The sequence below is a fragment of the Neorhizobium sp. NPDC001467 genome (genome assembly GCF_050275975.1).
GTDB lineage: Bacteria > Pseudomonadota > Alphaproteobacteria > Rhizobiales > Rhizobiaceae > Neorhizobium.
Map to the genome: position 1 here is coordinate 1 of NZ_JBNNPS010000008.1, position 22,479 is coordinate 22,479.

General features: G+C 59.3%; 24 protein-coding genes. 16 read left to right on the top strand and 8 right to left on the bottom strand.

What is annotated here, in order from left to right; all coding sequences use genetic code 11:
- Positions 1-263: 263 nt before the first annotated feature.
- From hrpB to ACQKKX_RS15610, 3 genes are all read left to right on the top strand, one after another.
- Entirely contained in the window at positions 264-2,744 is a 2,481-nt protein-coding gene (hrpB, locus tag ACQKKX_RS15600) for an ATP-dependent helicase HrpB (RefSeq protein ID WP_427572093.1), read from the top strand.
- A 3-nt stretch (positions 2,745-2,747) separates the two neighbouring features.
- The gene (locus ACQKKX_RS15605) at positions 2,748-4,082 is read left to right on the top strand and encodes an ActS/PrrB/RegB family redox-sensitive histidine kinase (RefSeq protein ID WP_427571861.1); all 1,335 of its coding nucleotides are present in this window, start codon (positions 2,748-2,750) and stop codon (positions 4,080-4,082) included.
- Between the two features lie 81 nt (positions 4,083-4,163).
- Positions 4,164-4,745 (top strand): ActR/PrrA/RegA family redox response regulator transcription factor, encoded by a 582-nt coding sequence (locus tag ACQKKX_RS15610; protein WP_427571862.1) that lies wholly within the window; start codon positions 4,164-4,166, stop codon positions 4,743-4,745.
- Here the strand turns inward: ACQKKX_RS15610 and ACQKKX_RS15615 are convergent, their stop codons facing one another.
- Positions 4,746-5,234, bottom strand: a complete 489-nt coding sequence (locus ACQKKX_RS15615; RefSeq protein ID WP_427571864.1) for an MmcB family DNA repair protein — start codon at positions 5,232-5,234, stop codon at positions 4,746-4,748. It lies immediately after the preceding gene.
- Between the two features lie 183 nt (positions 5,235-5,417).
- On the opposite strand from ACQKKX_RS15615, the gene ACQKKX_RS15620 reads away from it, so the two are divergent.
- Positions 5,418-6,089: a L,D-transpeptidase gene (locus tag ACQKKX_RS15620; protein ID WP_427571866.1), complete on the top strand. Its 672-nt coding sequence runs from the start codon at positions 5,418-5,420 to the stop codon at positions 6,087-6,089.
- 66 nt (positions 6,090-6,155) lie between these two features.
- Here the strand turns inward: ACQKKX_RS15620 and ACQKKX_RS15625 are convergent, their stop codons facing one another.
- The 4 genes from ACQKKX_RS15625 to hslV all read right to left on the bottom strand — a co-directional run bounded on the left by ACQKKX_RS15625 (position 6,156) and on the right by hslV (position 10,631).
- Complete coding sequence (locus tag ACQKKX_RS15625) at positions 6,156-7,553, bottom strand: cytochrome P450 (RefSeq protein WP_427571867.1); 1,398 nt, start codon at positions 7,551-7,553, stop codon at positions 6,156-6,158.
- A gap of 38 nt (positions 7,554-7,591) precedes the next feature.
- The gene (locus ACQKKX_RS15630) at positions 7,592-8,548 is read right to left on the bottom strand and encodes a DUF1402 family protein (protein ID WP_427571869.1); all 957 of its coding nucleotides are present in this window, start codon (positions 8,546-8,548) and stop codon (positions 7,592-7,594) included.
- Between the two features lie 174 nt (positions 8,549-8,722).
- Entirely contained in the window at positions 8,723-10,033 is a 1,311-nt protein-coding gene (gene hslU / locus ACQKKX_RS15635) for an ATP-dependent protease ATPase subunit HslU (RefSeq protein WP_427571871.1), read from the bottom strand.
- A gap of 70 nt (positions 10,034-10,103) precedes the next feature.
- Positions 10,104-10,631, bottom strand: coding sequence for an ATP-dependent protease subunit HslV (hslV, locus tag ACQKKX_RS15640; RefSeq protein ID WP_427571873.1), 528 nt, complete (start codon positions 10,629-10,631; stop codon positions 10,104-10,106).
- Between the two features lie 178 nt (positions 10,632-10,809).
- Here hslV and hisB point away from each other — a divergent pair, with 178 nt between their 5' ends.
- From hisB to coaA, 7 genes are read left to right on the top strand one after another with little or no spacing between them, the layout of a single operon-like run.
- On the top strand, positions 10,810-11,418 hold the full coding sequence (gene hisB, locus ACQKKX_RS15645) for an imidazoleglycerol-phosphate dehydratase HisB (RefSeq protein ID WP_427571874.1): 609 nt from the start codon (positions 10,810-10,812) through the stop codon (positions 11,416-11,418).
- A 20-nt stretch (positions 11,419-11,438) separates the two neighbouring features.
- Positions 11,439-11,921 (top strand): DUF2628 domain-containing protein, encoded by a 483-nt coding sequence (locus ACQKKX_RS15650; protein WP_427571875.1) that lies wholly within the window; start codon positions 11,439-11,441, stop codon positions 11,919-11,921.
- The gene (gene hisH, locus ACQKKX_RS15655; protein WP_427571877.1) at positions 11,921-12,571 is read left to right on the top strand and encodes an imidazole glycerol phosphate synthase subunit HisH; all 651 of its coding nucleotides are present in this window, start codon (positions 11,921-11,923) and stop codon (positions 12,569-12,571) included. The genes ACQKKX_RS15650 and hisH overlap by 1 nt, the downstream gene beginning before the upstream one ends.
- The gene (gene hisA / locus ACQKKX_RS15660) at positions 12,571-13,314 is read left to right on the top strand and encodes a 1-(5-phosphoribosyl)-5-[(5-phosphoribosylamino)methylideneamino]imidazole-4-carboxamide isomerase (protein ID WP_427571878.1); all 744 of its coding nucleotides are present in this window, start codon (positions 12,571-12,573) and stop codon (positions 13,312-13,314) included. The genes hisH and hisA overlap by 1 nt, the downstream gene beginning before the upstream one ends.
- Positions 13,311-14,099, top strand: coding sequence for an imidazole glycerol phosphate synthase subunit HisF (gene hisF / locus ACQKKX_RS15665; protein ID WP_427571880.1), 789 nt, complete (start codon positions 13,311-13,313; stop codon positions 14,097-14,099). The genes hisA and hisF overlap by 4 nt, the downstream gene beginning before the upstream one ends.
- Before the next feature lie 12 nt (positions 14,100-14,111).
- Positions 14,112-14,435: a phosphoribosyl-ATP diphosphatase gene (locus ACQKKX_RS15670; RefSeq protein WP_427571882.1), complete on the top strand. Its 324-nt coding sequence runs from the start codon at positions 14,112-14,114 to the stop codon at positions 14,433-14,435.
- Positions 14,432-15,421 (top strand): type I pantothenate kinase, encoded by a 990-nt coding sequence (coaA, locus tag ACQKKX_RS15675; protein WP_427571884.1) that lies wholly within the window; start codon positions 14,432-14,434, stop codon positions 15,419-15,421. Before ACQKKX_RS15670 ends, coaA begins: the two co-directional genes overlap by 4 nt.
- A gap of 24 nt (positions 15,422-15,445) precedes the next feature.
- Here coaA and ACQKKX_RS15680 read toward each other — a convergent pair whose 3' ends face one another.
- From ACQKKX_RS15680 to ACQKKX_RS15690, 3 genes are all read right to left on the bottom strand, one after another.
- Complete coding sequence (locus ACQKKX_RS15680; RefSeq protein ID WP_427571886.1) at positions 15,446-16,057, bottom strand: alpha-ketoglutarate-dependent dioxygenase AlkB family protein; 612 nt, start codon at positions 16,055-16,057, stop codon at positions 15,446-15,448.
- 22 nt (positions 16,058-16,079) lie between these two features.
- Positions 16,080-16,514, bottom strand: a complete 435-nt coding sequence (arfB, locus tag ACQKKX_RS15685) for an alternative ribosome rescue aminoacyl-tRNA hydrolase ArfB (protein WP_427571888.1) — start codon at positions 16,512-16,514, stop codon at positions 16,080-16,082.
- A gap of 98 nt (positions 16,515-16,612) precedes the next feature.
- Entirely contained in the window at positions 16,613-18,223 is a 1,611-nt protein-coding gene (locus ACQKKX_RS15690; protein WP_427571890.1) for a phosphoenolpyruvate carboxykinase, read from the bottom strand.
- Positions 18,224-18,552: 329 nt separating this feature from the next.
- Here ACQKKX_RS15690 and chvI point away from each other — a divergent pair, with 329 nt between their 5' ends.
- The 5 genes from chvI (at position 18,553) to ACQKKX_RS15715 (ending at position 22,420) form a co-directional block, all read left to right on the top strand.
- On the top strand, positions 18,553-19,281 hold the full coding sequence (gene chvI, locus ACQKKX_RS15695; RefSeq protein WP_427571892.1) for a two-component system response regulator ChvI: 729 nt from the start codon (positions 18,553-18,555) through the stop codon (positions 19,279-19,281).
- Between the two features lie 89 nt (positions 19,282-19,370).
- Positions 19,371-21,131 (top strand): stimulus-sensing domain-containing protein, encoded by a 1,761-nt coding sequence (locus ACQKKX_RS15700; RefSeq protein WP_427572094.1) that lies wholly within the window; start codon positions 19,371-19,373, stop codon positions 21,129-21,131.
- Positions 21,132-21,145: 14 nt separating this feature from the next.
- Entirely contained in the window at positions 21,146-21,637 is a 492-nt protein-coding gene (locus ACQKKX_RS15705) for an HPr kinase/phosphorylase (RefSeq protein ID WP_427571894.1), read from the top strand.
- Positions 21,638-21,738: 101 nt separating this feature from the next.
- Positions 21,739-22,140 (top strand): PTS sugar transporter subunit IIA, encoded by a 402-nt coding sequence (locus ACQKKX_RS15710; protein WP_427571896.1) that lies wholly within the window; start codon positions 21,739-21,741, stop codon positions 22,138-22,140.
- A gap of 10 nt (positions 22,141-22,150) precedes the next feature.
- Complete coding sequence (locus ACQKKX_RS15715) at positions 22,151-22,420, top strand: HPr family phosphocarrier protein (protein ID WP_427571898.1); 270 nt, start codon at positions 22,151-22,153, stop codon at positions 22,418-22,420.
- Positions 22,421-22,479 lie beyond the last annotated feature (59 nt).

Below are 22,479 nucleotides of genomic sequence, written 5' to 3' on the forward strand. Positions count from 1 at the left end.
TTCCGCTAATCTTTTGTGGCTTTCTTCAGAACGAGAGACTTCGTCGCCAGCAGCGCCGCCGCCCTCGTCAGTGACCGGGTTATAGGCGAACACCCTTTTCCAAGTCAACACCCCTTTTCAAAAATCTGTCACTTTTCTCAAAGGCAAACGCGACGGCCTTGTGCGGCAGGGGTTTTGGCATGGTTTCTCGTTCGATGGTTGTCTTTCCGTCTGTAGAACGGCATGTCTGCGATAATGCCACCCTTAATGAAAGCGCATCCGCGATGCCTGTCTGCCCACCTATTTTCCCCGACCTGCCGGATTTGCCGATACGCGAGACCTTCGCACAGATCGGCGCCGCACTGGAGGCAGGGACAAGGGCAGTTCTGGCGGCGCCGCCTGGAGCGGGCAAGACCACACTCGTCCCTCTCTTTCTATTGACGCAGCCATGGTGCACCGGCCGGATCATCCTTCTCGAGCCGCGGCGCCTGGCAGCGCGGGCCGCCGCTCGCCGCATGGCGTCCCTGCTTGGCGAGGAGGTTGGCGAAACAGTCGGCTATCGCATGCGGCTGGATAACCGGATTTCTGCAAACACGCGCGTGGAGGTGGTCACCGAGGGCGTTTTTTCCCGAATGATCCTGGATGACCCGGAGCTTACCGGGATTTCCGCCGTATTATTCGACGAATTTCATGAACGGTCGCTGGACGCGGATTTCGGGCTCGCACTTGCGCTCGATGCGCAAGCGGGCCTGCGGGACGATCTGCGGATCATCGTGATGTCGGCGACGCTCGATACCGAGCGCGTCAGCGCGTTGATGCAGGACGCGCCGATGATCCGCAGCGCCGGGCGGGCCTTTTCCGTCGATATCCGTTACCGGGATCGACCGGGCGGCGAGCGTGTGGAAGATGCAATGGTGAAGGCGATTGTCGACAGCCACCGGAACGAGACAGGCTCCATTCTTGCCTTTCTGCCGGGTCAAGCCGAAATCCTGAGAACCGCCAGGCGGCTGGACGGCCTCTTGGACGCCGATACCGCGATCGTACCGCTGTTCGGCAATCTTTCGCAAAAAGAGCAGGATTTGGCCATCCGGCCCTCACCGGCCGGCAGGCGCAAGGTGGTACTGGCGACATCGATCGCCGAAACCTCCATTACCATCGATGGGGTGCGGATCGTTATCGATAGCGGGCTGCACAGAATGGCGGTGTTCGAGCCGTCGACGGGGATCACTCGGCTGGAGACGACCCGGGTCTCGCAGGCAGCGGCGGCGCAGCGGGCCGGCCGTGCCGGACGAACGGAGCCAGGCATCGCTCTGCGCCTTTGGCATCAGGGCCAGACTGCGGCCCTTCCGCCTTTCGCGTTGGCGCAGATTCTGGCAAGCGACTTGTCCGGTCTCGCCCTGGACATGGCGCACTGGGGTGTACGGGATGTATCTGCCTTGTCTTTCCTCGATCCGCCGCCGGCTGCAGCACTTTTGGAAGCACGGCAGTTACTGCGCATGCTGGGTGCCTTCGATCAGGCCTTTTCGCTGACGCCCAAGGGTCGGCTGATGCGGAACCTGGCTCTTCCGCCTCGGCTCGCGGCCATGGCGATTGCCGGAGCGGAAGAGGGGCGGACGGCAAAGGCATGCCAGCTTGCGGTGCTGATGACGGAACCGGGGCTTGGCGGAGACGCCGTCGATCTCGACGACCGTTTGCGACATTTCGACGTGGAAAAGAGCGAACGCGCCGAGGCTGGGCGGCGCCTAGCCGACCGGATCAGACGCTCGCTTCCCGAAGCGGCAGCCACTAGCGACGCCCGTGCCGGCGTCGGCAGCCTGCTCCTGCATGCCTATCCGGATCGGCTGGCCATTCAACGCGGCGGTATCGGCCGCTTTGTCATGGCAAACGGCCGGGGTGCGGTTCTACCTGAGACAGACCGGCTCGCGGGGGCCCGGATGCTGGTCATTGCAGACCTCACCGGCCGCGCCGGACAGGCACGTGTGCTGGCCGCAGCCGAAGTCGATCGCCAGGAAGTCGAAACCGCTCTTGCCGATATCATTGAGCGTCGGGATGAGAATATATTTGATGCGGGCAGCCGGCAGATCCGGGCGCGTCGGACCGTGCGGATCGGGGCTGTCATCCTCGACGAATCACCGCTTCCGCGCCCGACCGGGGCCGCTGCGGCAGAAGCCCTGGCCGACGGTTTGAGACAACTCGGATTGCAGGCAATCGATTTTGGCAAGGAGGTGACCCAGCTGCGTGATCGGATCGCCTTCCTGCATCGGACAGTTGGTGCTCCCTGGCCGGATGTCGGAGATGACGTGCTGCTGGCCCGGCTGGAAGACTGGTTCGTTCCGTTTCAAATCGGAAAGACCAGTCTGAACGCCATCGAGCCGGCAAGCCTTGGCGAGGGTCTGCGGGCCTTGCTGCCCCACGAAATCCGGCAGGAGCTCGGGCGGATGGCGCCCAGCCATTTCGAGGCGCCGACGGGGCAAAGGCATCCGATCCGCTACGACGGCGAGGAGCCGGTCCTTACCATCCGCGTGCAAGAGCTGTTCGGACTAACGCGGCATCCGGCAATCGCCGGCGGTCGCCTGCCCCTCCTTCTGGAGCTGACCTCACCAGCACATCGACCGATCCAGACAACGCGTGACCTTCCCGGCTTCTGGTCAGGATCGTGGAAAGATGTCAGAGCGGAGATGCGAGGCCGTTATCCGCGGCATCCTTGGCCCGAAGATCCGGCAGCGGCAGCCCCGACCAACCGGGCAAAACCACGGGGGACGTGAACCATGAGCCCGACAGACAGAACCTCCCTGCGGCATGCGCAATTCGGCGACACCAGCCGTCGGATCCGTCTGCAGACGCTGGTACGATTGCGCTGGCTTGCGGTCGCCGGCCAAAGCGTCACCATCCTCATTGTCTGGCAGTTGCTGGATTTCCCGCTTCCTCTCAGGGAAGCAATTTTATTGATTGCGGCGCTGGCGGCGGCCAACCTTGTTCTGTCCTACCGATTCGCATCGACGCATCGTCTCGCGCCGACGGCCGCTTTCGCGCTTTTGGGCTTTGATCTGCTGCAGATGGCCGCTCTCCTTTTCATCACCGGCGGCCTTTCCAATCCGTTTGCGCCCCTGATTTGCGTACCGGTCATCATCTCCTTTGCATCGCAGCCGCTCGTGCCGTCGCTGGCCCTGCTGGTTTTTGCGATCTTGTGCACGACCATCCTGGCGTTCACGCCCTATCCCGTGCCGTGGTATGCCGATCAGACACTGGCCATCGAGCCGGTGATGCAGCTGGGCGCCTGGTGCGCAATCGCCTCGATGATGTCGTTTGCGGCCTTCTACGCCTACCGGGTTTCGCATGAGGCGACGCAGCTGGCCGATGCGCTGGCGGCGACCGAACTTGTTCTCGAGCGGGAGAAGCATCTGTCGCAACTCGACGGGCTGGCGGCGGCAGCGGCGCATGAGCTTGGGACGCCGCTGGCCACCATCACCCTCGTTGCCAGGGAAATGGAGCGGGACCTCGGCCAGAACGACAGATACAGCGAGGATGTCGCCCTTCTGCGCAGCCAGAGCGAACGGTGCCGTGATATTCTGAGGCGGCTGACCTCGCTTTCGACCGATGACGAGGAGCATATGCGATTGCTGCCGCTATCCTCCCTTCTGGAGGAAGTGACCGCGCCGCATCGGCAGTTCGGGATCGATATTCAGTTGGTCGAAGACAATGGGCGCCAAGGAGAACCTGTGGGCAACAGGAACGCCGGCATTCTTTACGGATTGGGAAACCTTATCGAGAACGCCGTGGATTACGCCGCCAGCAGCGTCACCCTGACGGTCCGGCACGATGAGGAAAAGGTTGCCGTCACGATCGAAGACGATGGCCAGGGCTTTGCACCCGACGTGCTCTTGAGGATCGGCGAGCCCTACATGAGCAGCCGACCGACCTCGCAGGATCGTGCCGGAGGTCTGGGACTGGGTCTTTTTATAGCCAAGACCCTGCTGGAGCGCTCCGGCGCCACACTGCGTTTCAGCAACCGTCAACCGGACGGCAGTGGCGCCCGGGTCGAGATCGAGTGGCCGCGCTGGCGGATGGAAGCGGATCGAATGACACGACCCGAAACCGGCTGAAAGCCCTTTACCGGGCTGCCGCAAAAGACGATAACGGGCATATTGAACAGCAGGCAAGAACGCGCTTGCGGAGACGGAAACATGACTGCAGACCGGAATGGGCCTTACGGCGCTTTGGACATCACGGATTATATCGGCGCCGATGCATCACTTTTGCTCGTCGATGACGATGGGCCTTTTGTAAGACGTCTGGCGCGGGCCATGGAAACCCGTGGTTTCGACGTGGAGGTGGCCGAATCCGTTAGCGAAGGCATCGAAAAGGCTAAGGTTCGCCCCCCGAAATACGCGGTGGTCGACCTGAGGCTCGGCGACGGTAACGGACTGGATGTGATCGAAGCCATTCGTGAAAGCCGTACCGACACACGCGTCATCATGCTGACAGGCTATGGAAATATCGCGACGGCCGTCACCGCTGTCAAACTGGGCGCGGTCGACTACCTCTCAAAACCCGCGGATGCCGACGAGGTTTTCAACGCATTGACGCAGCGGCCAGGCGAAAAGGCAGACATACCCGAAAATCCGATGTCGGCCGATCGCGTGCGCTGGGAGCATATTCAACGCGTCTATGAAATGTGCGAGCGCAACGTTTCGGAAACGGCCCGACGTCTGAACATGCACCGTCGTACCCTGCAGCGCATACTTGCCAAGCGTGCGCCGAAATAACTACAGTTCGTCAAAGGACTTGCCGGTTGCCCATTCCGCCATCATGAGGCGTTGGGCGGCAGCTCGGGCGAAATTCAGCATGACCGACTTGCGTGTCGTCGGCGCCAACCGATGCTCCGGCGCCTCGCGCAGGAGATGGCTGCCGTAACCATCAGAAAGAAATAGCCCGCAGTCTTCGGGGAAGATATCGCATGGCACGTCCTTGTGCGTGGCGAAGAACAGCCGGTCGCAATGCAGCCGATAGTCCGGCCACTTCCGATCGATGCGGAAATCCTCGATCGAGGTCTTGATCTCGACAATCCAGATTTCCCCTTTCTCGGATACGCTGATCAAGTCGGCGCGTCGGCCGCTGGCAAGCGACAATTCCGGAATGACCGCGTGGCGCATGTCGTTCAGCAGTATCTGGACGCCACGCCGGACCATCATGGCGCGGGCGGATTGCCGCCCGTCGATAAGCGGGTTGTCGTTTCCAAGCGTAACAATGGTCATCAGAATCTGTTTCCGCTCTGGCCGCTGGCCATGTTGCAAAAAGGCCATGCCTATTTCAATTGTGTGCCGGCGAAGACCTGGCGCGGCGCAGCACCTTGCAAAGCCTAATGTAATGGCAAATAACCGCGATCAAAGGTGAGCATTTCATCTTCGGTTCACAAACTTCATTCCCAAGAGAAATCCATGCGCATCCGCAACAGCATGATCGCGTCCGGCCTGGCACTGCTCGCCTTGGCGGGCTGCTCCACGACCTCTAAAACCCAGGTGGCTTCCAACGCTCCGGCGGTTGTCGAAACCTCGGAAATCTTTACCGACTCCTATAACAGCGTGACCGATGCCGGTTACACGTTGCCGGCAATCCCGATCAGCCGTCTGGACAAGAAGTTCCATCGTCAGATCGTCAACTTCGATACCGTCGAGCGTCCAGGTACGATCATCGTTAATACGCGCGAACGCTTCCTTTATTATATCCTGCCACGTGGCAGGGCCGTCCGTTACGGGATCGGCGTCGGCAAGCAGGGGTTCGCCTGGGCCGGTGAAGCCTATGTTGCATGGAAGCAGGAATGGCCGACCTGGCATCCGCCAAAGGAAATGGCTGCGCGTAAGCCTGATATCGCCAAATACGTCGAAGCCGGCATGGGCCCGGGCCTCAACAACCCGCTCGGCGCGCGTGCCATGTACCTTTTCAACGAAAAGGGCCAGGACACCCTGTTCCGCCTGCACGGCACGCCGGAATGGGCATCGATCGGCACCGCGGCATCATCGGGCTGCATTCGCCTTATGAATCAGGACGTCATCGATCTCTATCGCCGAGTGCAGCCGGGTCGCCAGACCAAGGTTGTCGTGGTTCAATAACCGGCAACAGCGTAGACCCGGATCGGCCCGCGCAATCGGGCCGATTTTTCTTTGCCTTTAGCAAAGTCAGGTGCGCAGCGTTACCCGCATAGGCAAGCCGTCGCGGGGCTGCGTTGTCAGCTTTTGTACCGGCCACGGATCCGTGTGGGGGGTCGCGTCGAAGCGGTAGCGCCTCATGAGAACGGCCAGAGCGATCACTGCTTCCTGCATGGCGAATGTCGCGCCAATGCAGACGCGCGGACCGGCGCCGAATGGCAGATACTGAAAACGGCTGATCTTGCCACGGTTTTCGGGGAGAAACCTTTCCGGCATGAAGGCGCGCGGCTTTTCCCAATAGAGCACGTGGCGATGCAACGTCCAGGGCATGACGAGAGCGGTCGTGCCCTTGGCGATTTCCACCGTCTTGCCGTCGGGCGACGTCCAGCTGTCATCCTCGATTGCCGCACGATTGATGGATGGTGCTGGCGGATAGAGCCGAAGCGCCTCTTCGAAAGCCGCGCGCACATTCGGCATCAGGTCCAACCATTCGACCGGCTCTGCGCCGCTCTCCGCGACGCGGTCGATCTCTTTCTCCATCGCCTGCCGGATATGCGGAGATTGCCCGACGCAATAAAGCGTCCAGGCGAGCGCGCGCGCAGTCGTCTCGTGGCCGGCCCCGATGAAGGTCAGGATGTTGTCCTCGATTTCATCCAGCGTCAGTCCGTTGGGGCCGTCGAGTTGTAGCAAAAGCGTAAGAAAATCCTGCGGCACGTTATCAGGATCGGCCGCCATTCTTGCTTTTCTATGCTCCATGGTCTTGCGAACGATTTCCCGGAACTTTTCGAGTACGCGCTTGCCGCCGATGCGGGTGACCCGCGGAACCCAATTTGGCGCGCGCAAGAGATCCATGGGGTCGACGCGGCCCATCCGATGCAGCAGTTGGTCGACATCATCGGAGAAATTGCCGGTCTCGGAAATGATGTCACCGGAAAAAAGCGTTTCCGAAAGGATCGCAAAAGCAAGCTCAGTCATATCGACCGAAACATCATGGATGCGGCCGGTTGGACTGACATCCGCATATTTCTCCGCATACTCTTCCGACTTTGCCTTCATCTGACCGGCAAAGCCCTTGGCATGGCGAGGCGTGAAGACGGGGGCCATCGCCTTGCGCGAACGCTTCCAGACCGATCCTTCCGCGGTCAGCAGGCCATCGCGCAGGATCGGTCGCAGGATCAGCTGGCGAATTTCCGACATCTCGTAATTGGTGGCGTTGTCCACCAGGACGTGTTTGATCAGGCCGGGATCATTGATGATGATTGTCCGCTCCTGAAAGAATTTGGTATCGATCCAGGGCAGCGTGTAGGACGGCTCTCCCCACAGTTCGAGGGGATTGCGCAGGACGGTGCGAATGATTTCAAGCCGTGAAGGCGGCACGGTGCGGGGCACCGGTGCCGGTGGAACGAAAGGTTCGGGACGCATGTCCATCGACGATCCTCCTGTCTATCGAGGATCTATATCAGTCTTCACAGAAGCGATTTCAAATCCGCCAGCTTGTCATTGACCAGCCAGCCGTAATAATTCTCCTCCGGCAGGCCGCCGCGGGCCTTCAACGCCGCAGCGCGCGCAGCCGAGCCGCCTGTGTTATAAAGAGTGGCGGTGATACCGGGATTGTTGCTGATATCGACATTGGCGATTGACGAATAATCGTCGATCGAACGGCGGATCGTGGCAGCCATATAGGCGAGCGACTTGTCCGGATCCATGATGGCGCGATAGACTTCGCCGGCATCGTTTTCGTCGAGCTTGGAGTAACCGGATCGCTTGGCAACCATGTCGGACTGCATCAAAGCCGTCAGCGGATTGATCTGGCCGAGACCAAATGTCTGCCCTGCATAGAATGGCTGGAAGAAGACGGCACTGAAACGGTTGTCGGGATAGGAGGTGCCGCCGACCCGGTTGCCGCGAAAGGTCTTCTCCCAAATGTTTTCCCGGCAAGACCACAGACGGTAGGAGTCGCTGATGCCGTTGCAGCTCGCGAATTCCGGACGCCCCACGAAATCGGCGATGCTTTCGTCCTTATAGCCGAAACGAAAACTGTTGCCGGCATAAGCAGCCGCTTTGACGTAATAGCTCTGCAGCCTGTCGTAAGCGTCGACATTATAAGTGTGTTCACCGACAATCGCGCCGACCATGTGCAAAGGATCGATGCCGTAAGCGCGTGCCGTCGTCTTGATCTTCGCGATCAGTGGCTTGTCGGTCGCCAGAAGCTCGCGGATCTTGTCGTATTTGTCATCGAAGGTCGTGCGACCGGCACGCGTGCGACGCACCGAGGCTCCCGGAATTTTCGGCTGCTCGATGTTACGATTGCCTGGCGGCACGACAGTATCCGCAAACGCGGATGTCGGCGCGGACCACGCCAGCGAGGACAAAGTCAGAACCAAGCCTGCAAAGGCGGATGTACCGGTAAGAATTCGCACCATCGTCTCCTGCCGATCGCTCGGCGATCCTGGGCAGATCTGCGGAAGGAGCCAGCGCTTTTCAGTAAAACGCGCCTCCTTTACGGGAAAGGTAGGCGCGCTGTCGAGCTTTCAAAGCGCAAAATGCATCACAGTTTGAAGAGCGGCCGCCGGACAGTGGCCCGGCGGCCACGCCTTTTACAGGATGTAGCGGGACAGATCGGCGTCGGCCGCGATGTTACCGACATGTTTGCGCACATAATCCGCGTTGATGGTGATCGACGTGCCGCCCTGATCAGGAGCGGTGAACGATATTTCATCGAGAACCCGTTCCATGACGGTCTGCAACCGTCGGGCACCGATGTTTTCCACCGACGCGTTTAGATGAACCGCGACATCGGCCAACGCATCGATGGCATCGTCGGTGAACGTAAGGCTGACATCCTCCGTTCCCATCAAGGCCTTGTATTGGCGGATCAGGCTGGCTTCGGTCTCTGTCAGGATGCGGCGGAAGTCCTCTTTTACGAGAGGCCGCAGCTCCACGCGGATTGGCAGACGGCCCTGCAGTTCCGGCAGGAGGTCCGACGGCTTGGAAACATGGAAGGCACCCGAGGCGATGAACAGGATATGGTCCGTCTTCACCGGTCCGTATTTGGTCGACACGGTCGTGCCTTCGACCAGCGGCAGCAGGTCGCGCTGCACGCCTTCGCGCGACACACCGGCGCCCATGCCGCCATCGCGCGCCGCGATCTTGTCGATCTCGTCCAAGAAAACAATGCCGTCGTTCTCGACCGAACGCACGGCTTCGCGCTGGATGCCCTCGTTGTCGATCAGCTTGTCGGATTCATCGCGGATTAGTTCACCGTAGGATTTCTGCACCGTGGTGCGCACCTTCTTGGTGCGGCCGCCCATGGCCTTGCCAAACATTTCCGACAGGTTGAGCACGCCAATATTGGCGCCCGGCATGCCTGGAATCTCGAAACCGCCAGGCATGCCAGAACCGGTATCGGCAACCTCGATGTCGATCTCCTTGTCATCCAGTTCGCCAGCCCGCAGCTTCTTGCGGAAATTGTCGCGGGTGGCCGGCGATGCGGTCGAACCAACCAGCGCATCGAGCACACGTTCCTCCGCACTCATATGCGCCTTGGCCTGCACTTCCGCGCGCTTCTTTTCACGCACCAGACCGATGCCGATCTCGACGAGGTCACGAATGATCTGCTCGACATCGCGGCCGACATAACCGACCTCGGTGAACTTGGTGGCTTCGACCTTGATGAATGGCGCACCGGCAAGTTTTGCCAGACGGCGGGAAATTTCCGTCTTGCCGACGCCGGTCGGGCCGATCATCAGGATGTTCTTGGGCATGACTTCGTCGCGCAGCCCTTCTTCGAGCTGCTGACGGCGCCAACGGTTGCGAAGAGCGATCGCGACCGCCCGTTTGGCCTCATGCTGGCCGATGATATAGCGATCGAGCTCGGATACGGTTTCCCGGGGAGAAAAATTGGTCATTGTCTTCCTTTCGGCCCCCTTCGCTCCGGCCGTTGCGGCCCGGCACCAAGGGTCCTGACAGCGATGGAGATTATTCGGCGTCGAGACTTTCGACGATCAGATTGTGATTGGTATAGACGCAGATATCGGCGGCGATATCGAGCGCGGTGCGAGCGATGTCTTCGGCGGACTTTTCCGAATCCATCATCGCACGGGCGGCGGCAAACGCATAATTGCCACCCGAACCGATGGCGACCGTGCCATGCTCTGGCTCAAGCACATCGCCGTTGCCCGTAATTGCCAGTGTGATCGACTTGTCTGCCACCAGCATCATTGCTTCGAGATGGCGAAGATACCGGTCGGTGCGCCAGTCCTTGGCGAGTTCGACCGCCGCGCGCATCAGCTGGCCGGGATATTGTTCGAGTTTCTTTTCGAGGCGATCGAGAAGCGTGAAGGCATCCGCGGTCGCGCCGGCAAAACCGGCAATCACTTCGCCGCCCTTGCCGATGCGGCGCACCTTGCGTGCGTTGCCCTTCATGACGGTCTGGCCAAGGCTCACCTGGCCATCGCCCGCCATGATCACCTTCCCGCCCTTCCGTACCGTGATGATTGTCGTCATTAAAGCACCTGTCTGCCCACTTGGATGGGCTCTTTGAATTTGGCCTCGATGGGCCGTCGAGGTCTATGTAAGTGGGCAAATCGCGAATGCAAATGCTGCGCTTTTGTGACCGCGCTGTTCTGGATATTTCGCCTTCCCCCTGATAATGAACCGCCATATTCCCAGCATGGAGCGTTCTATGGCCGCCGCCAAAGACAGCCGAACCGCAATGGTTTCCCGCAGGACGAACGAGACGGCGATTACCGTTTCCGTCAATCTCGACGGCACGGGAACGTCGAAGATCAGCTCGGGCATCGGCTTCTTCGACCATATGCTGGAACAGCTCAGCCGACATTCGCTGATCGACATGGAGATCGATGTGAAGGGTGACCTGCATATCGACGACCATCATTCAGTCGAGGATACCGGCATTGCCATCGGTCAGGCGATATCGCAGGCGCTCGGCGACCGGCGCGGCATTACCCGTTACGCCTCGCTCGATCTCGCCATGGACGAGACCATGACCAAAGCTGCCGTCGATCTGTCCGGCCGTCCTTTCCTCGTGTGGAACGTTGCTTTCAGCGCGCCAAAAATCGGTACGTTCGATACCGAGCTGGTGCGCGAATTTTTTCAGGCGCTTGCCCAGAATGCGGGCATTACCCTGCATGTGCTGAATCATTACGGCGCGAACAACCATCATATCGCCGAGACCTGCTTCAAGGCAGTGGCGCGCGTGCTGCGCACGGCCACCGAAATCGACGCGCGTCAGGCCGACCGTGTCCCATCTACCAAGGGAACGCTCGTCTGATCGGGTTTTGAGGAGGTTTCGTGATCAGCTATACTGTATTGACGCCGCCGGGTGGAGCTGACCGGGATCACGCATCGACACGTTTTATTGCCGATCGCTTCGTCTGGTCTGCATTGCTTCTGCCTTGGATCTGGCTTCTGTCGCGCCGTCTGCGGCTTGCAGCTTTCGTTGTCTTTGTCGCCGAATGTTTTGCGATTTTCCTCATCCGGCAACCGGGGTTCGGCACTGCGAGCCTGCTGGCAATCCTTGCCATCCATGCGCTGGTTGCACTCGAAGGCGGCAATCTCCATATCCGCCATCTGATCAGTGGTGGCTGGCATATGGCGGGAATGGAAATAGCACCGGATCTAGCGACAGCCGAAGAGATGTTCTTCGCCGATTTGCCTGAAGCCGTTGCAACGCCTCTGCCAGCGGCATCCGACTGGGCCAAACCGAATTCTTCATCGACACAAGGCTGGAGCGCGCCTGCGCTTGGCCTTTTCGACAATATTGGAGCACGCTGATGCGCGTCGCCATCATCGACTACGGATCGGGAAATCTCCGGTCCGCCACCAAGGCATTCGAGCGTGCCGCTCGCGAGGCGGGCATAGACGCGACGATCGATCTGACCGACAAGCCTGACGCGGTTGCTTCAGCCGATCGCATCGTTCTGCCCGGCGTTGGCGCCTATGCCGATTGTCGCGCTGGTCTGGCCGCCGTCAGCGGCATGGACCAGGCTCTGCTGGAGGCGGTCGAGACAAAGGCCCGCCCGTTTCTTGGCATCTGCGTCGGCATGCAGCTGATGTCTTCACGCGGCCTTGAAAAGACCGTCACCGAGGGACTAGGCTGGATCGATGGCGATGTTGTCGAAATGACGCCATCCGACTCCACGCTTAAAATCCCGCAGATCGGCTGGAATACACTGGATCTCAGATCCAGCCATCCGGTCTTTGACGGCATTCCCACGGGCCCCGATGGACTGCATGCCTATTTTGTCCATTCCTTCCATCTGGCCGCTCGCAACCAGCAAGATGTCATTGCTACCACCAATTACGGCGGCGCGATGACCGCTTTCGTCGGCCGCGACAACATGGTCGGTTCGCAGTTCCACCCGGAAAAGAGCCAGGCGCTCGGTCTCGCGCTCATTGCCAACTTCATGAAATGGGCTCCGTGATGATTCTTTTTCCGGCTATAGATCTCAAGGACGGCCAGTGTGTGCGCCTGAAACTTGGCGATATGGATCAGGCCACCGTTTACAACACCGACCCGGATGCGCAGGCCAAGGCCTTTGAAGAGCAGGGGTTTGAATGGTTGCATGTCGTCGATCTCAATGGCGCCTTTGCGGGCGAGACGATCAATGGTGCTGCCGTCGATGCGATCCTGAAGGCAACCAGGAACCCGGTACAGCTGGGTGGCGGCATTCGTACGCTCGACCATATCGAGGCATGGCTTTCGCGCGGACTGGCACGCGTCATTCTTGGCACCGTTGCCGTGCGTGACCCGAACCTTGTAATCGAAGCCTGCAAGCGTTTCCCCGGTCAGGTCGCCGTCGGCATTGATGCCAAGGGCGGCAAGGTGGCGGTCGAGGGTTGGGCGGAAGCGTCCGAGCTCGGTGTTGTGGAGCTGGCCCAGAAGTTTGAGGGCGCGGGTGTTTCGGCCATCATCTACACGGATATTGACCGCGACGGCATTCTGGCCGGTATCAATTGGGTGTCGACGCTCGAACTGGCCGATGCCGTTTCCATTCCGGTGATCGCTTCCGGTGGGCTTGCTTCGCTCGACGATATCCGCCGCATGCTGGAGCCCGATGCAGCAAAGCTTGAGGGCGCTATTTCCGGCCGTGCCCTTTATGATGGTCGTATCAACCCGGACGAAGCCCTTGCCCTAATCCGCGCTGCCAAGGGAGCGAAGGCATGACCCTAAAAGCGCGCGTCATTCCATGCCTCGACGTCAAGGACGGTCGTGTCGTCAAGGGCGTCAATTTTGTCGATCTGATCGATGCCGGTGACCCGGTGGAAGCAGCCAAGGCTTACGATGCTGCCGGTGCCGATGAACTCTGCTTCCTCGACATCACCGCGTCCTCGGACAATCGCGACACGATTTTCGACGTCGTGGCCCGGACCGCCGATCATTGCTTCATGCCGCTGACGGTTGGCGGCGGTGTGCGCGCAGTTGGTGATATCCGTAAGCTGCTCCTGGCTGGAGCCGACAAGGTTTCGATCAATTCGGCGGCGGTGAACAATCCCGATTTCGTGGCGGAAGCCGCCGACAAGTTCGGCAATCAGTGCATCGTCGTCTCGATCGACGCCAAGCGCCGCCTGACGCAATCTGTCGGCGGCGACAATCGAAGCGAATGGGAAATCTATACGCATGGCGGCCGCAACGCGACTGGTATCGATGCTGTCGAATTTGCCGCCCGCATGGTCGAACGCGGTGCCGGCGAATTGCTGGTCACCTCGATGGACCGCGATGGAACCAAGGTTGGCTATGATCTGGAGCTGACCCGCGCGATTGCCGATGCCGTGCGTGTGCCGGTCATCGCGTCCGGTGGTGTCGGCACGCTGGACGATCTTGTTGCCGGTGTGAAGGATGGCCATGCAACCGCCGTTCTGGCTGCGTCGATTTTCCATTTCGGCACCTATACGATCGGCGAGGCAAAGCGCTATATGGCCGACCATGGCATCGCCATGCGACTGGACTGACGGGAGGCGGACTTGGGCGAATTTTCTTTGAACGATCTGGAAAAGATCGTGGCTGAACGCGCCTTGGCTTCACCGGACCAATCATGGACGGCAAAACTGGTGGCGGCAGGCCAGACCAAGGCCGCCAAGAAGCTGGGTGAAGAGGCAACCGAAACGGTTATCGCCGCCGTGGCACAGGACCGCAGGGAACTCGTCGGTGAGAGCGCCGATCTTCTTTATCACCTTTTGGTCGTCTTGAAGATTGCTGATATCCCGCTTGCCGAAGTGCTGGCCGAACTTCAGCGTCGCACCGGACAGTCCGGCCTGCAGGAAAAGGCTGAGCGTCAATCATCATGATCAGTGCGCCGCAGTCCGCTGAAGCTCTTGAGGTCGGCACGACGCCGGAACTCTATTCGCCCTACCACCATTTCAGCGCACACGAATGGGCAAAATTCAGAGCCGACACACCGCTGACCTTGACGGCCGAAGAAATTGCCCGTCTGCGGTCGCTCGATGATCCGATCAATATCGATGAGGTGAGGCGGATCTACCTGTCGGTGTCACGCCTGCTATCTTCGCATGTGGAAGCTTCGCATCTGCTGTTTCAGCAGCGCAATCGCTTTCTCAGCCTGTCGGACGTCAGCAAGACGCCGTTCATCATCGGCATTGCCGGTTCCGTGGCCGTCGGGAAATCGACCACGGCGCGTGTCCTGAAGGAGCTTCTGGCACGCTGGCCCTCAAGCCCGAAAGTGGATCTGATTACAACGGACGGCTTTCTGCACTCCAACGCCATCTTGCGGCGTGAAAATCTTATGGATCGCAAGGGCTTTCCCGAAAGTTACGATATCGGCGCCATTTTGCGTTTCCTTTCCGCCATCAAGGCGGGCGAGCCAAACGTGCCGGCGCCTCGCTATTCCCATCTCACCTACGACGTGCTGCCCGGCGACTTTACGCTTGTTGACAAGCCGGACATCCTGATTTTTGAAGGCATCAACGTCCTGCAATCGCGCACATTGCCGGCCGATGGCAAGATCATCCCGATCGTGTCCGACTTTTTCGATTTTTCCATCTATATCGATGCGGATGAGGATCAGATCCACAAGTGGTATGTTCAACGCTTCATGAAGTTGCGTGAGACCGCTTTCCGCGACCCAACCTCGTTCTTCAAGAAATATGCTGCGATCGACGCCGATGCCGCCTTGGCGATGGCGGAAAGTCTCTGGCAGAACATCAACCTGAAGAACCTGCGACAGAATATCTTGCCGACCCGGCCGCGGGCAGATCTGATCCTGCGCAAGGGTCGGGACCATTTCATCGAAACGGTTTCGTTGAGAAAATTGTAGAAGGTCGACGCCGCCAGGTCGGTATTACGGATTGACCCGTCGCAGCGTCAGATTGATACGGCCGCCATTCTTGAGCAGCGTCGAAGTCCCGGGATAAATCCGGTCCACACCGTGAAACGCCAGCCTGCCCTCGCCGCCCAGTAGAACGATATCCCCGCTCGAAAGCCGGAACGAACCGGTAGGCGCCTTGCGATCCTGTCCACCGACACGGAACAGGCAGGTATTGCCGAGCGAAACGGAGAGGACCGGCGCTTCAAACGCGTGTTCGTCCTTGTCCTGATGCAGACCCATTTTGGCATCGTCCGCATAGAAATTGATGAGACACGCTTCTGGCGGTTTCGGGTAGCCCGCGAGCTTCTCCCACAGATCAAGAAGTTCCTGCGGCATCGCGGGCCAAACTCGGCCTGTCGTCGGATGGATCGGCTGGTACCGATATCCGCGCGCCTTGTCGGTCACCCAACCGAGCGCTCCGCAATTGGTCATGCGCACCGACATGGGTTTTCCGGTGCCGGGCATTGTCGGTACATAGAGCGGCGCTTCGATGACAATCGCGCGGATGAGATCGACGAGATGCTCCTGCGCTTCCCGGTCGAGATAGCCGGGCAGGTGTCTGATGCCATTCGGTAAAATCGCCATAGGCTTTCTCTCTGGCTGCCGACTAATCCCCTGTCGGGCGACCACGCATTTTCTTGACTTCCGAGCGGCCGGACTTGGCCTTGAGGCGGCGTTCCACGGATCCCTTTGTCGGTTTGGTTGCCCTACGCGGTGGCGGAGGCGGCTTGGCGGCCTCCAAGATCAGTTCCTTCAACCGCTCCCTCGCCTCTTCACGATTTCGGTCCTGGCTGCGCGATCGGTTGGCCTCGATCATCAGCGTGCCGTCCTTGGAAACACGGCGTCCGCCGAGCCGCAACGCGTTCTGCTTCACATAGTCGGTCAGCGAAGGCGAATTTGCTATATTGAAGAACAGCTGGACAGCGGTCGAGACCTTGTTCACGTGCTGACCGCCGGCGCCGCCCGAAAGAACGAACTGCTCGGTCAACTCCCATCCGGAAATGGTGATGCGGTGGTTGATGATGAGTGGGTCGCTGGCCATGTCTGTCTCCGGCCTTCTCTTCCCATAAACTCGCGCATAAGAAAACCGCCGGGATGGAAATCATACCGGCGGTTGGATGTTCCACGTGAATCAGGAATTTATTCAGCAGCTACCAGCATGCCTGGCGCGGCATCAAGCACCTTGCTGTCGACATGATCCTCGAACTTGGCGAAATTACTGATGAACATTCCCACCAGTTTGGAAGCCTGCTGGTCGTAGGCTGTACCGTCCGACCAGGTTGAGCGGGGATCAAGGATCGCGGTATCGACACCCGGGACGGCGACTGGCACCGCAAAGCCGAAATTGGCATCGGTCCGGAATTCCGCGCTCTTCAGGCTGCCATTCAGGGCGGACGTCAAAAGCGCGCGAGTTTCCTTGATCGGCATGCGCCGGCCCTTTCCATAAGCACCGCCGGTCCAACCGGTATTGACCAGCCAGCAATCGACACCATGGCGGTCGATCAGGCCGCGCAACAGGTTACCGTATTCCGTCGGATGACGCGGCATGAAGGGTGCACCGAAGCAGGTGGAAAAGGTCGCTTCCGGCTCGCTGACGCCCTTTTCGGTGCCAGCAACCTTGGCAGTGTAACCCGACAGAAAATGGTACATGGCCTGTTCAGGCGTCAGCTTGGCGATCGGCGGCATGACGCCAAAAGCGTCTGCCGTTAGCATGATGATGGTCTTCGGGTGCGGCGCTAGTCCAGTTTTCGATGCGTTCGGAATGAAGTGCAGCGGATAGGCGCTACGGGTGTTTTCGGTAAGCGTGTTGTCATCGAAATTCGGTACGCGATCTTCGTCGAGCACCACATTTTCGAGAACCGTTCCGAAACGACGTGTCGCAGCATAGATTTCCGGCTCTGCTTCGGCCGACAGCTTGATCGCCTTGGCGTAGCAGCCGCCTTCAAAATTGAATATGCCGTTTTCGCCCCAGCCGTGCTCGTCGTCGCCGATTAGCGTGCGGTTCGGATCGGCCGACAGCGTGGTCTTGCCAGTGCCAGAAAGCCCAAAGAACACGGCGGCATCGCCGTCGGGACCGACATTGGCCGAGCAGTGCATCGGCATGACGCCCTTTTCCGGCAGAAGGTAGTTGAGGACGGTAAAGACCGACTTCTTGTTCTCGCCCGCATAGGAAGTCCCGCCGATCAGGACCAGGCCGTTGCTCAGGTCGCAAGCGATGACCGTTTCCGACCGGCAGCCGTGGCGGGCCGGATCAGCCTTGAAGCTCGGCAGATTGACGATCGTCAGTTTCGGCAGGAAGTGCGAGAGCGTGCCGCGGTCCGGGCGGATCAGCAGGTTGCGAATGAACAGGGCGTGCCAGGCATATTCGGTCACGACGCGGGTCGGCAAAGCATTGTCCGCATCCGCACCGCCGACCAGATCCTGCACATAAAGGTCCTTGCCTGCGGCATGAGCGAACATGTCCTTGCGCAGCAGCTCGAAATGTTCGGGCGACAGCGGCTTGTTGTTATCCCACCAGATCTGGCTGTCCGTCTTGCCGTCCCGGACGACGAACTTGTCCTTCGGCGAACGACCCGTATGCTGACCGGTGACGGCACGCAGAGAACCATCGATCGTCAGTTCGGCTTCCCCGTTGCGAAGAGCCGCTTCGTAAAGCTCGGTTTCGATGAGGTTATAGCGCACGCTCGACGCGCCGGAGAGGCCGATGACCTCGATACCATTCGTCGGGTTATGAAAGCCGATTTGCTCCATGCCACGCTTCCCTTCCTAGAAACTCGCAATGCCAATAAGGCCAGAAGCTAGTGTCAGTTTTGCGGATAGGCAATATGGAAAATTCGAAAAGACAAGCAAGATCAAATAATTAATCGATTTAAATAATTTTCCATTGTTTTAAATCGGTTTGATCTGCTGATACGAACAGTCGCTTCAGTGGCGCTTTGTAAAAGCTCTGGCGGCAGCCGGCTTTGACGTTGCCACAATTTGTTCCACCTTTATACTCAGAACGCGTCGACAGGGCAGCCGAGAGGCGGGGGCGATTTCCAGGAGACGCCTTGACGATGACGACGACGGAGACCGAAAGAATGCAGACAATCGCGCTCGTGGACGACGACCGCAACATCCTGACCTCAGTGTCCATTGCACTTGAGGCCGAGGGATACCGGGTCGAAACCTATACCGACGGCGCGTCGGCGCTGGATGGTCTGACCGCCCGGCCGCCGCAGTTGGCAATCTTCGATATCAAGATGCCACGCATGGACGGCATGGAATTGCTGCGTCGCTTGCGCCAGCGCTCCGATCTGCCGGTCATCTTCCTCACATCCAAGGATGAAGAGATCGATGAATTGTTCGGCTTGAAAATGGGCGCGGACGACTTCATCACCAAGCCGTTTTCGCAGCGGCTGCTGGTGGAGCGCGTCAAGGCAATCCTGCGCCGATCGGCCAACCGGGAAGCCGCGGCCACGGGTGGTACCGGCGGCGCAAAAACAGCCGATCAGCAGGCAGCCCGCACATTGGAACGCGGCCAGCTGGCCATGGACCAGGAACGACATACCTGCACTTGGAAAGGTGAACCGGTCACGTTGACGGTGACGGAATTCCTCATCCTGCATTCGCTGGCACAGCGCCCCGGCGTCGTAAAAAGTCGTGACGCGCTGATGGACGCCGCCTATGACGAGCAGGTGTATGTCGACGACCGCACCATCGATAGCCACATCAAGCGGCTGCGTAAGAAATTCAAGATGGTGGACAACGATTTCGACATGATCGAGACGCTCTACGGCGTCGGATACCGCTTCCGCGAAGCTGCTTGATTGCGATGGGGCGTTGAGCCTGTCACAACCGGCGACGATTCGGCGGTGGAAAGGAAATGGTCTTGGCCGACCAGGCAATCGATAAGGACGTGACCGACGCGAGCGAACCGCGGCAGGCCAATCGGCGGCTTTGGTCGCGGCCATTCACGCTTGCCCGACGTGTCTTCGGCCATGCCGTCTTCTCCAGCCTGACGCGGCGTATCCTGTTTTTCAACATCGCCGCGACCGTGGTCCTGGTCGCCGGTATCCTCTATCTTAACCAGTTTCGCGAGGGCCTGATCGACGCACGCGTCGAAAGCCTCCTGACGCAGGGCGAAATCATCTCGGCAGCCGTGTCGGCGTCTGCGTCCGTCGATACGAATTCGATCACGATCGATCCCGAAAAACTGTTGGAACTGCAGGCGGGACAAAGCATCACGCCGGTGCCCAACGACGAGGATCTCGATTTTCCCATCGATCCCGAACGGGTCGCGCCGGTGTTGCGCCGATTGATCTCGCCGACCCGCACACGTGCGCGGCTGTTCGATGCCGACGCCAATCTGCTGCTCGATTCCCGGCATCTTTATTCTCGTGGCCAGGTTCTGCGCTTTGACTTGCCGCCGATCGAAAACGAGGCGCAGACCTGGAATGAATGGCTTGCCAGCCTGTTCAACCGGATGCTGCAACCGGGGAACCTACCTAGCTACAAGGAAGCACCTGGCGGCGACGGTTCGATTTATCCGGAAGTCATGAACGCGCTGACCGGCGTGCGTGGCGCCGTGGTACGGGTGACGGACCGTGGCGAACTCATCGTTTCGGTGGCGGTCCCGGTGCAACGCTCGCGCGCCGTACTCGGCGTCCTGCTCTTGTCCACCCAGGCCGGCGATATTGACAATATCGTGCATGCGGAACGTTTGGCGATCATGCGCGTCTTTGGCGTGGCGACCCTTGTCAACATTCTTCTGTCGCTGCTCCTGTCGTCCACGATCGCAAATCCGCTACGCAGACTTTCCGCCGCAGCCATCCGGGTACGCCGGGGCGCCAAGCAGCGCGAGGAAATACCCGATTTTTCCGCCCGTCAGGACGAGATCGGCAATCTGTCCATCGCCCTTCGCGACATGACGAACGCGCTCTACGATCGCATTGCTGCGATCGAAAGTTTTGCGGCCGATGTCAGTCACGAGTTGAAGAACCCCCTCACCTCGTTGCGCAGTGCCGTAGAAACGCTGCCGCTTGCAAAGAGCGAGGATTCCAAGCAGCGGTTGACCAACATCATTTTCCACGATGTACGCCGCCTTGACCGCCTTATCAGCGATATTTCCGATGCATCACGACTGGATGCCGAACTCGCGCGCTCGGATTCGGCACCGGTCGACATGGAAGCGCTAGTCGGCAACCTCGTCGATATCTCGCTGCAAATCCGCACCGGCCGAAAACCCGTCGAGATCGACCTCGCCGTCGACCGCAAGACGGATCTTAAATCCGAATTTGTCGTTCTCGGTCATGACTTGCGTCTCGGTCAGATCGTTACCAATCTGATCGAAAACGCGCGCTCCTTCGTTCCGGAAAAGAGTGGCAGGATTAAAATCCACCTTTTCACCAATGCCAAGGGTCGCTGCATCCTGCATGTGGACGACAACGGCCCTGGGATCCAGGCCGAGGATATCGACCGGATTTTCGAGCGCTTTTATACCGATCGCCCGGAAGGAGAAAGTTTTGGCCAGAATTCGGGCTTGGGCCTTTCCATCAGCCGGCAGATCGCCGAGGCGCATGGGGGCACGCTTCGGGCTGAAAATCTTACCGATGACAAGACCGGCAACGTCAAGGGCGCCCGCTTCATTCTGTCACTGCCGTTAGGGCAGCAACCGTAAGGCACTGCGGTTCGATGCGCATCGAGACCAACCTTCACGCCACTGCCATCGTCATCGGAACGGGCGGCGTTCTCTTTCTTGGGCCATCCGGTGCCGGTAAGTCCTCACTCGCCTTCTCCTGCATGGCGGCCGCCGGGCAGGCTCAGGTTTTCACCGCCCTGATTGCCGATGACCAGGTTTTCGTTGAAGATATCTCCGGACACGTCGTTGCAAAACGCCCCAGTTCGATAGCGGGCCTAATCGAAATCCGTCACAGCGGCATTGCCCGTGTGGACAGCATCGATGCCGCTGTCATTCATCTGGCCGTTCTCATCGTTGATCGGGCACATGCGGACCGCTTGCCAACGGCTGAAGCAGTCTGGCGACTGCCCATCGGCCTCGATCTGCCTCTGCTACACATGGCGGCCGATGCGCCAGCGCCCTTTTCGATACTGATGGAAAGGCTTGCGCCTTCCACGCGAGAAACGGGCACAGAGAGCTTCCCAAAAACCCGATTTCATTTTTAACTTGCACTTCCGTTCGACATATAGAAGATGGCTCACCACCGCGATGGCACTTGTTGCAACGCGATAAGGCCTGCGTAATATGTCTTCCAAGGGGTCATTTCATGATCGGACTTGTGCTTGTCACTCATGGCAAGCTGGCTGAAGAATTTCGTCATGCGGTGGAGCATGTCGTTGGTCCTCAGAAATATATCGAGACCATATGTATCGGTCCGGAAGACGACATGGATCGGCGGCGACAGGATATTGTTGATGCCGTAGCGCGTGCAGACGAAGGCCATGGCGTCATCATTCTGACTGACATGTTCGGTGGCACGCCTTCCAATCTCTCGATTTCGGTGATGAGCAGCGGTAAGACTGAGGTCATCGCCGGTGTCAACCTGCCAATGCTGATCAAGCTTGCGGGCATCCGGGCCGATAACGATATGCAGAAGGCCTTGGTCGAGGCATCGGAAGCGGGCCGAAAATACATCAACGTCGCCAGCCGCGTCCTGAGCGGCAAGTGAGGTCGAGCCCGTGTTTTCCCGCGACCTCCTGATCATCAACAAACGCGGGCTTCACGCCCGAGCCTCCGCCAAATTCGTGCAGACTGTGGAGGGCTTCAACGCGCAGGTGAGCGTCAGCAAGGACGGCATGACTGTCGGCGGAACCTCGATCATGGGGTTGATGATGCTGGCAGCCAGCCCCGGTTGCAGCATATCGGTCACCAGCTCGGGCGAAGATGCGCAAGCTGTCCTCGATGCGCTGGACCAACTCATTGCCAACAAGTTCGGCGAGGACGCGTAACGCAACAGATAAAGATATAAAGACTTCTTTATGTCTTGTTGCCAGTGTGCTGCAAGCCT

What these genes read in the sequence shown, in the direction of transcription:
- ACQKKX_RS15710 (WP_427571896.1), top strand. Translation starts at nt 21,739, where the DNA reads ATGATCGGACTTGTGCTTGTCACTCATGGCAAGCTGGCTGAAGAATTT.
- ACQKKX_RS15630 (WP_427571869.1), bottom strand. Translation starts at nt 8,548, where the DNA reads ATGGTGCGAATTCTTACCGGTACATCCGCCTTTGCAGGCTTGGTTCTG.
- hslU (WP_427571871.1), bottom strand. Translation starts at nt 10,033, where the DNA reads ATGACCAATTTTTCTCCCCGGGAAACCGTATCCGAGCTCGATCGCTAT.
- ACQKKX_RS15610 (WP_427571862.1), top strand. Translation starts at nt 4,164, where the DNA reads ATGACTGCAGACCGGAATGGGCCTTACGGCGCTTTGGACATCACGGAT.
- coaA (WP_427571884.1), top strand. Translation starts at nt 14,432, where the DNA reads ATGATCAGTGCGCCGCAGTCCGCTGAAGCTCTTGAGGTCGGCACGACG.
- ACQKKX_RS15605 (WP_427571861.1), top strand. Translation starts at nt 2,748, where the DNA reads ATGAGCCCGACAGACAGAACCTCCCTGCGGCATGCGCAATTCGGCGAC.
- ACQKKX_RS15680 (WP_427571886.1), bottom strand. Translation starts at nt 16,057, where the DNA reads ATGGCGATTTTACCGAATGGCATCAGACACCTGCCCGGCTATCTCGAC.
- hisA (WP_427571878.1), top strand. Translation starts at nt 12,571, where the DNA reads ATGATTCTTTTTCCGGCTATAGATCTCAAGGACGGCCAGTGTGTGCGC.
- ACQKKX_RS15705 (WP_427571894.1), top strand. Translation starts at nt 21,146, where the DNA reads ATGCGCATCGAGACCAACCTTCACGCCACTGCCATCGTCATCGGAACG.
- hslV (WP_427571873.1), bottom strand. Translation starts at nt 10,631, where the DNA reads ATGACGACAATCATCACGGTACGGAAGGGCGGGAAGGTGATCATGGCG.
- ACQKKX_RS15615 (WP_427571864.1), bottom strand. Translation starts at nt 5,234, where the DNA reads ATGACCATTGTTACGCTTGGAAACGACAACCCGCTTATCGACGGGCGG.
- hrpB (WP_427572093.1), top strand. Translation starts at nt 264, where the DNA reads ATGCCTGTCTGCCCACCTATTTTCCCCGACCTGCCGGATTTGCCGATA.
- ACQKKX_RS15690 (WP_427571890.1), bottom strand. Translation starts at nt 18,223, where the DNA reads ATGGAGCAAATCGGCTTTCATAACCCGACGAATGGTATCGAGGTCATC.
- ACQKKX_RS15625 (WP_427571867.1), bottom strand. Translation starts at nt 7,553, where the DNA reads ATGGACATGCGTCCCGAACCTTTCGTTCCACCGGCACCGGTGCCCCGC.
- arfB (WP_427571888.1), bottom strand. Translation starts at nt 16,514, where the DNA reads ATGGCCAGCGACCCACTCATCATCAACCACCGCATCACCATTTCCGGA.
- chvI (WP_427571892.1), top strand. Translation starts at nt 18,553, where the DNA reads ATGCAGACAATCGCGCTCGTGGACGACGACCGCAACATCCTGACCTCA.
- hisB (WP_427571874.1), top strand. Translation starts at nt 10,810, where the DNA reads ATGGCCGCCGCCAAAGACAGCCGAACCGCAATGGTTTCCCGCAGGACG.
- hisH (WP_427571877.1), top strand. Translation starts at nt 11,921, where the DNA reads ATGCGCGTCGCCATCATCGACTACGGATCGGGAAATCTCCGGTCCGCC.
- hisF (WP_427571880.1), top strand. Translation starts at nt 13,311, where the DNA reads ATGACCCTAAAAGCGCGCGTCATTCCATGCCTCGACGTCAAGGACGGT.
- ACQKKX_RS15620 (WP_427571866.1), top strand. Translation starts at nt 5,418, where the DNA reads ATGCGCATCCGCAACAGCATGATCGCGTCCGGCCTGGCACTGCTCGCC.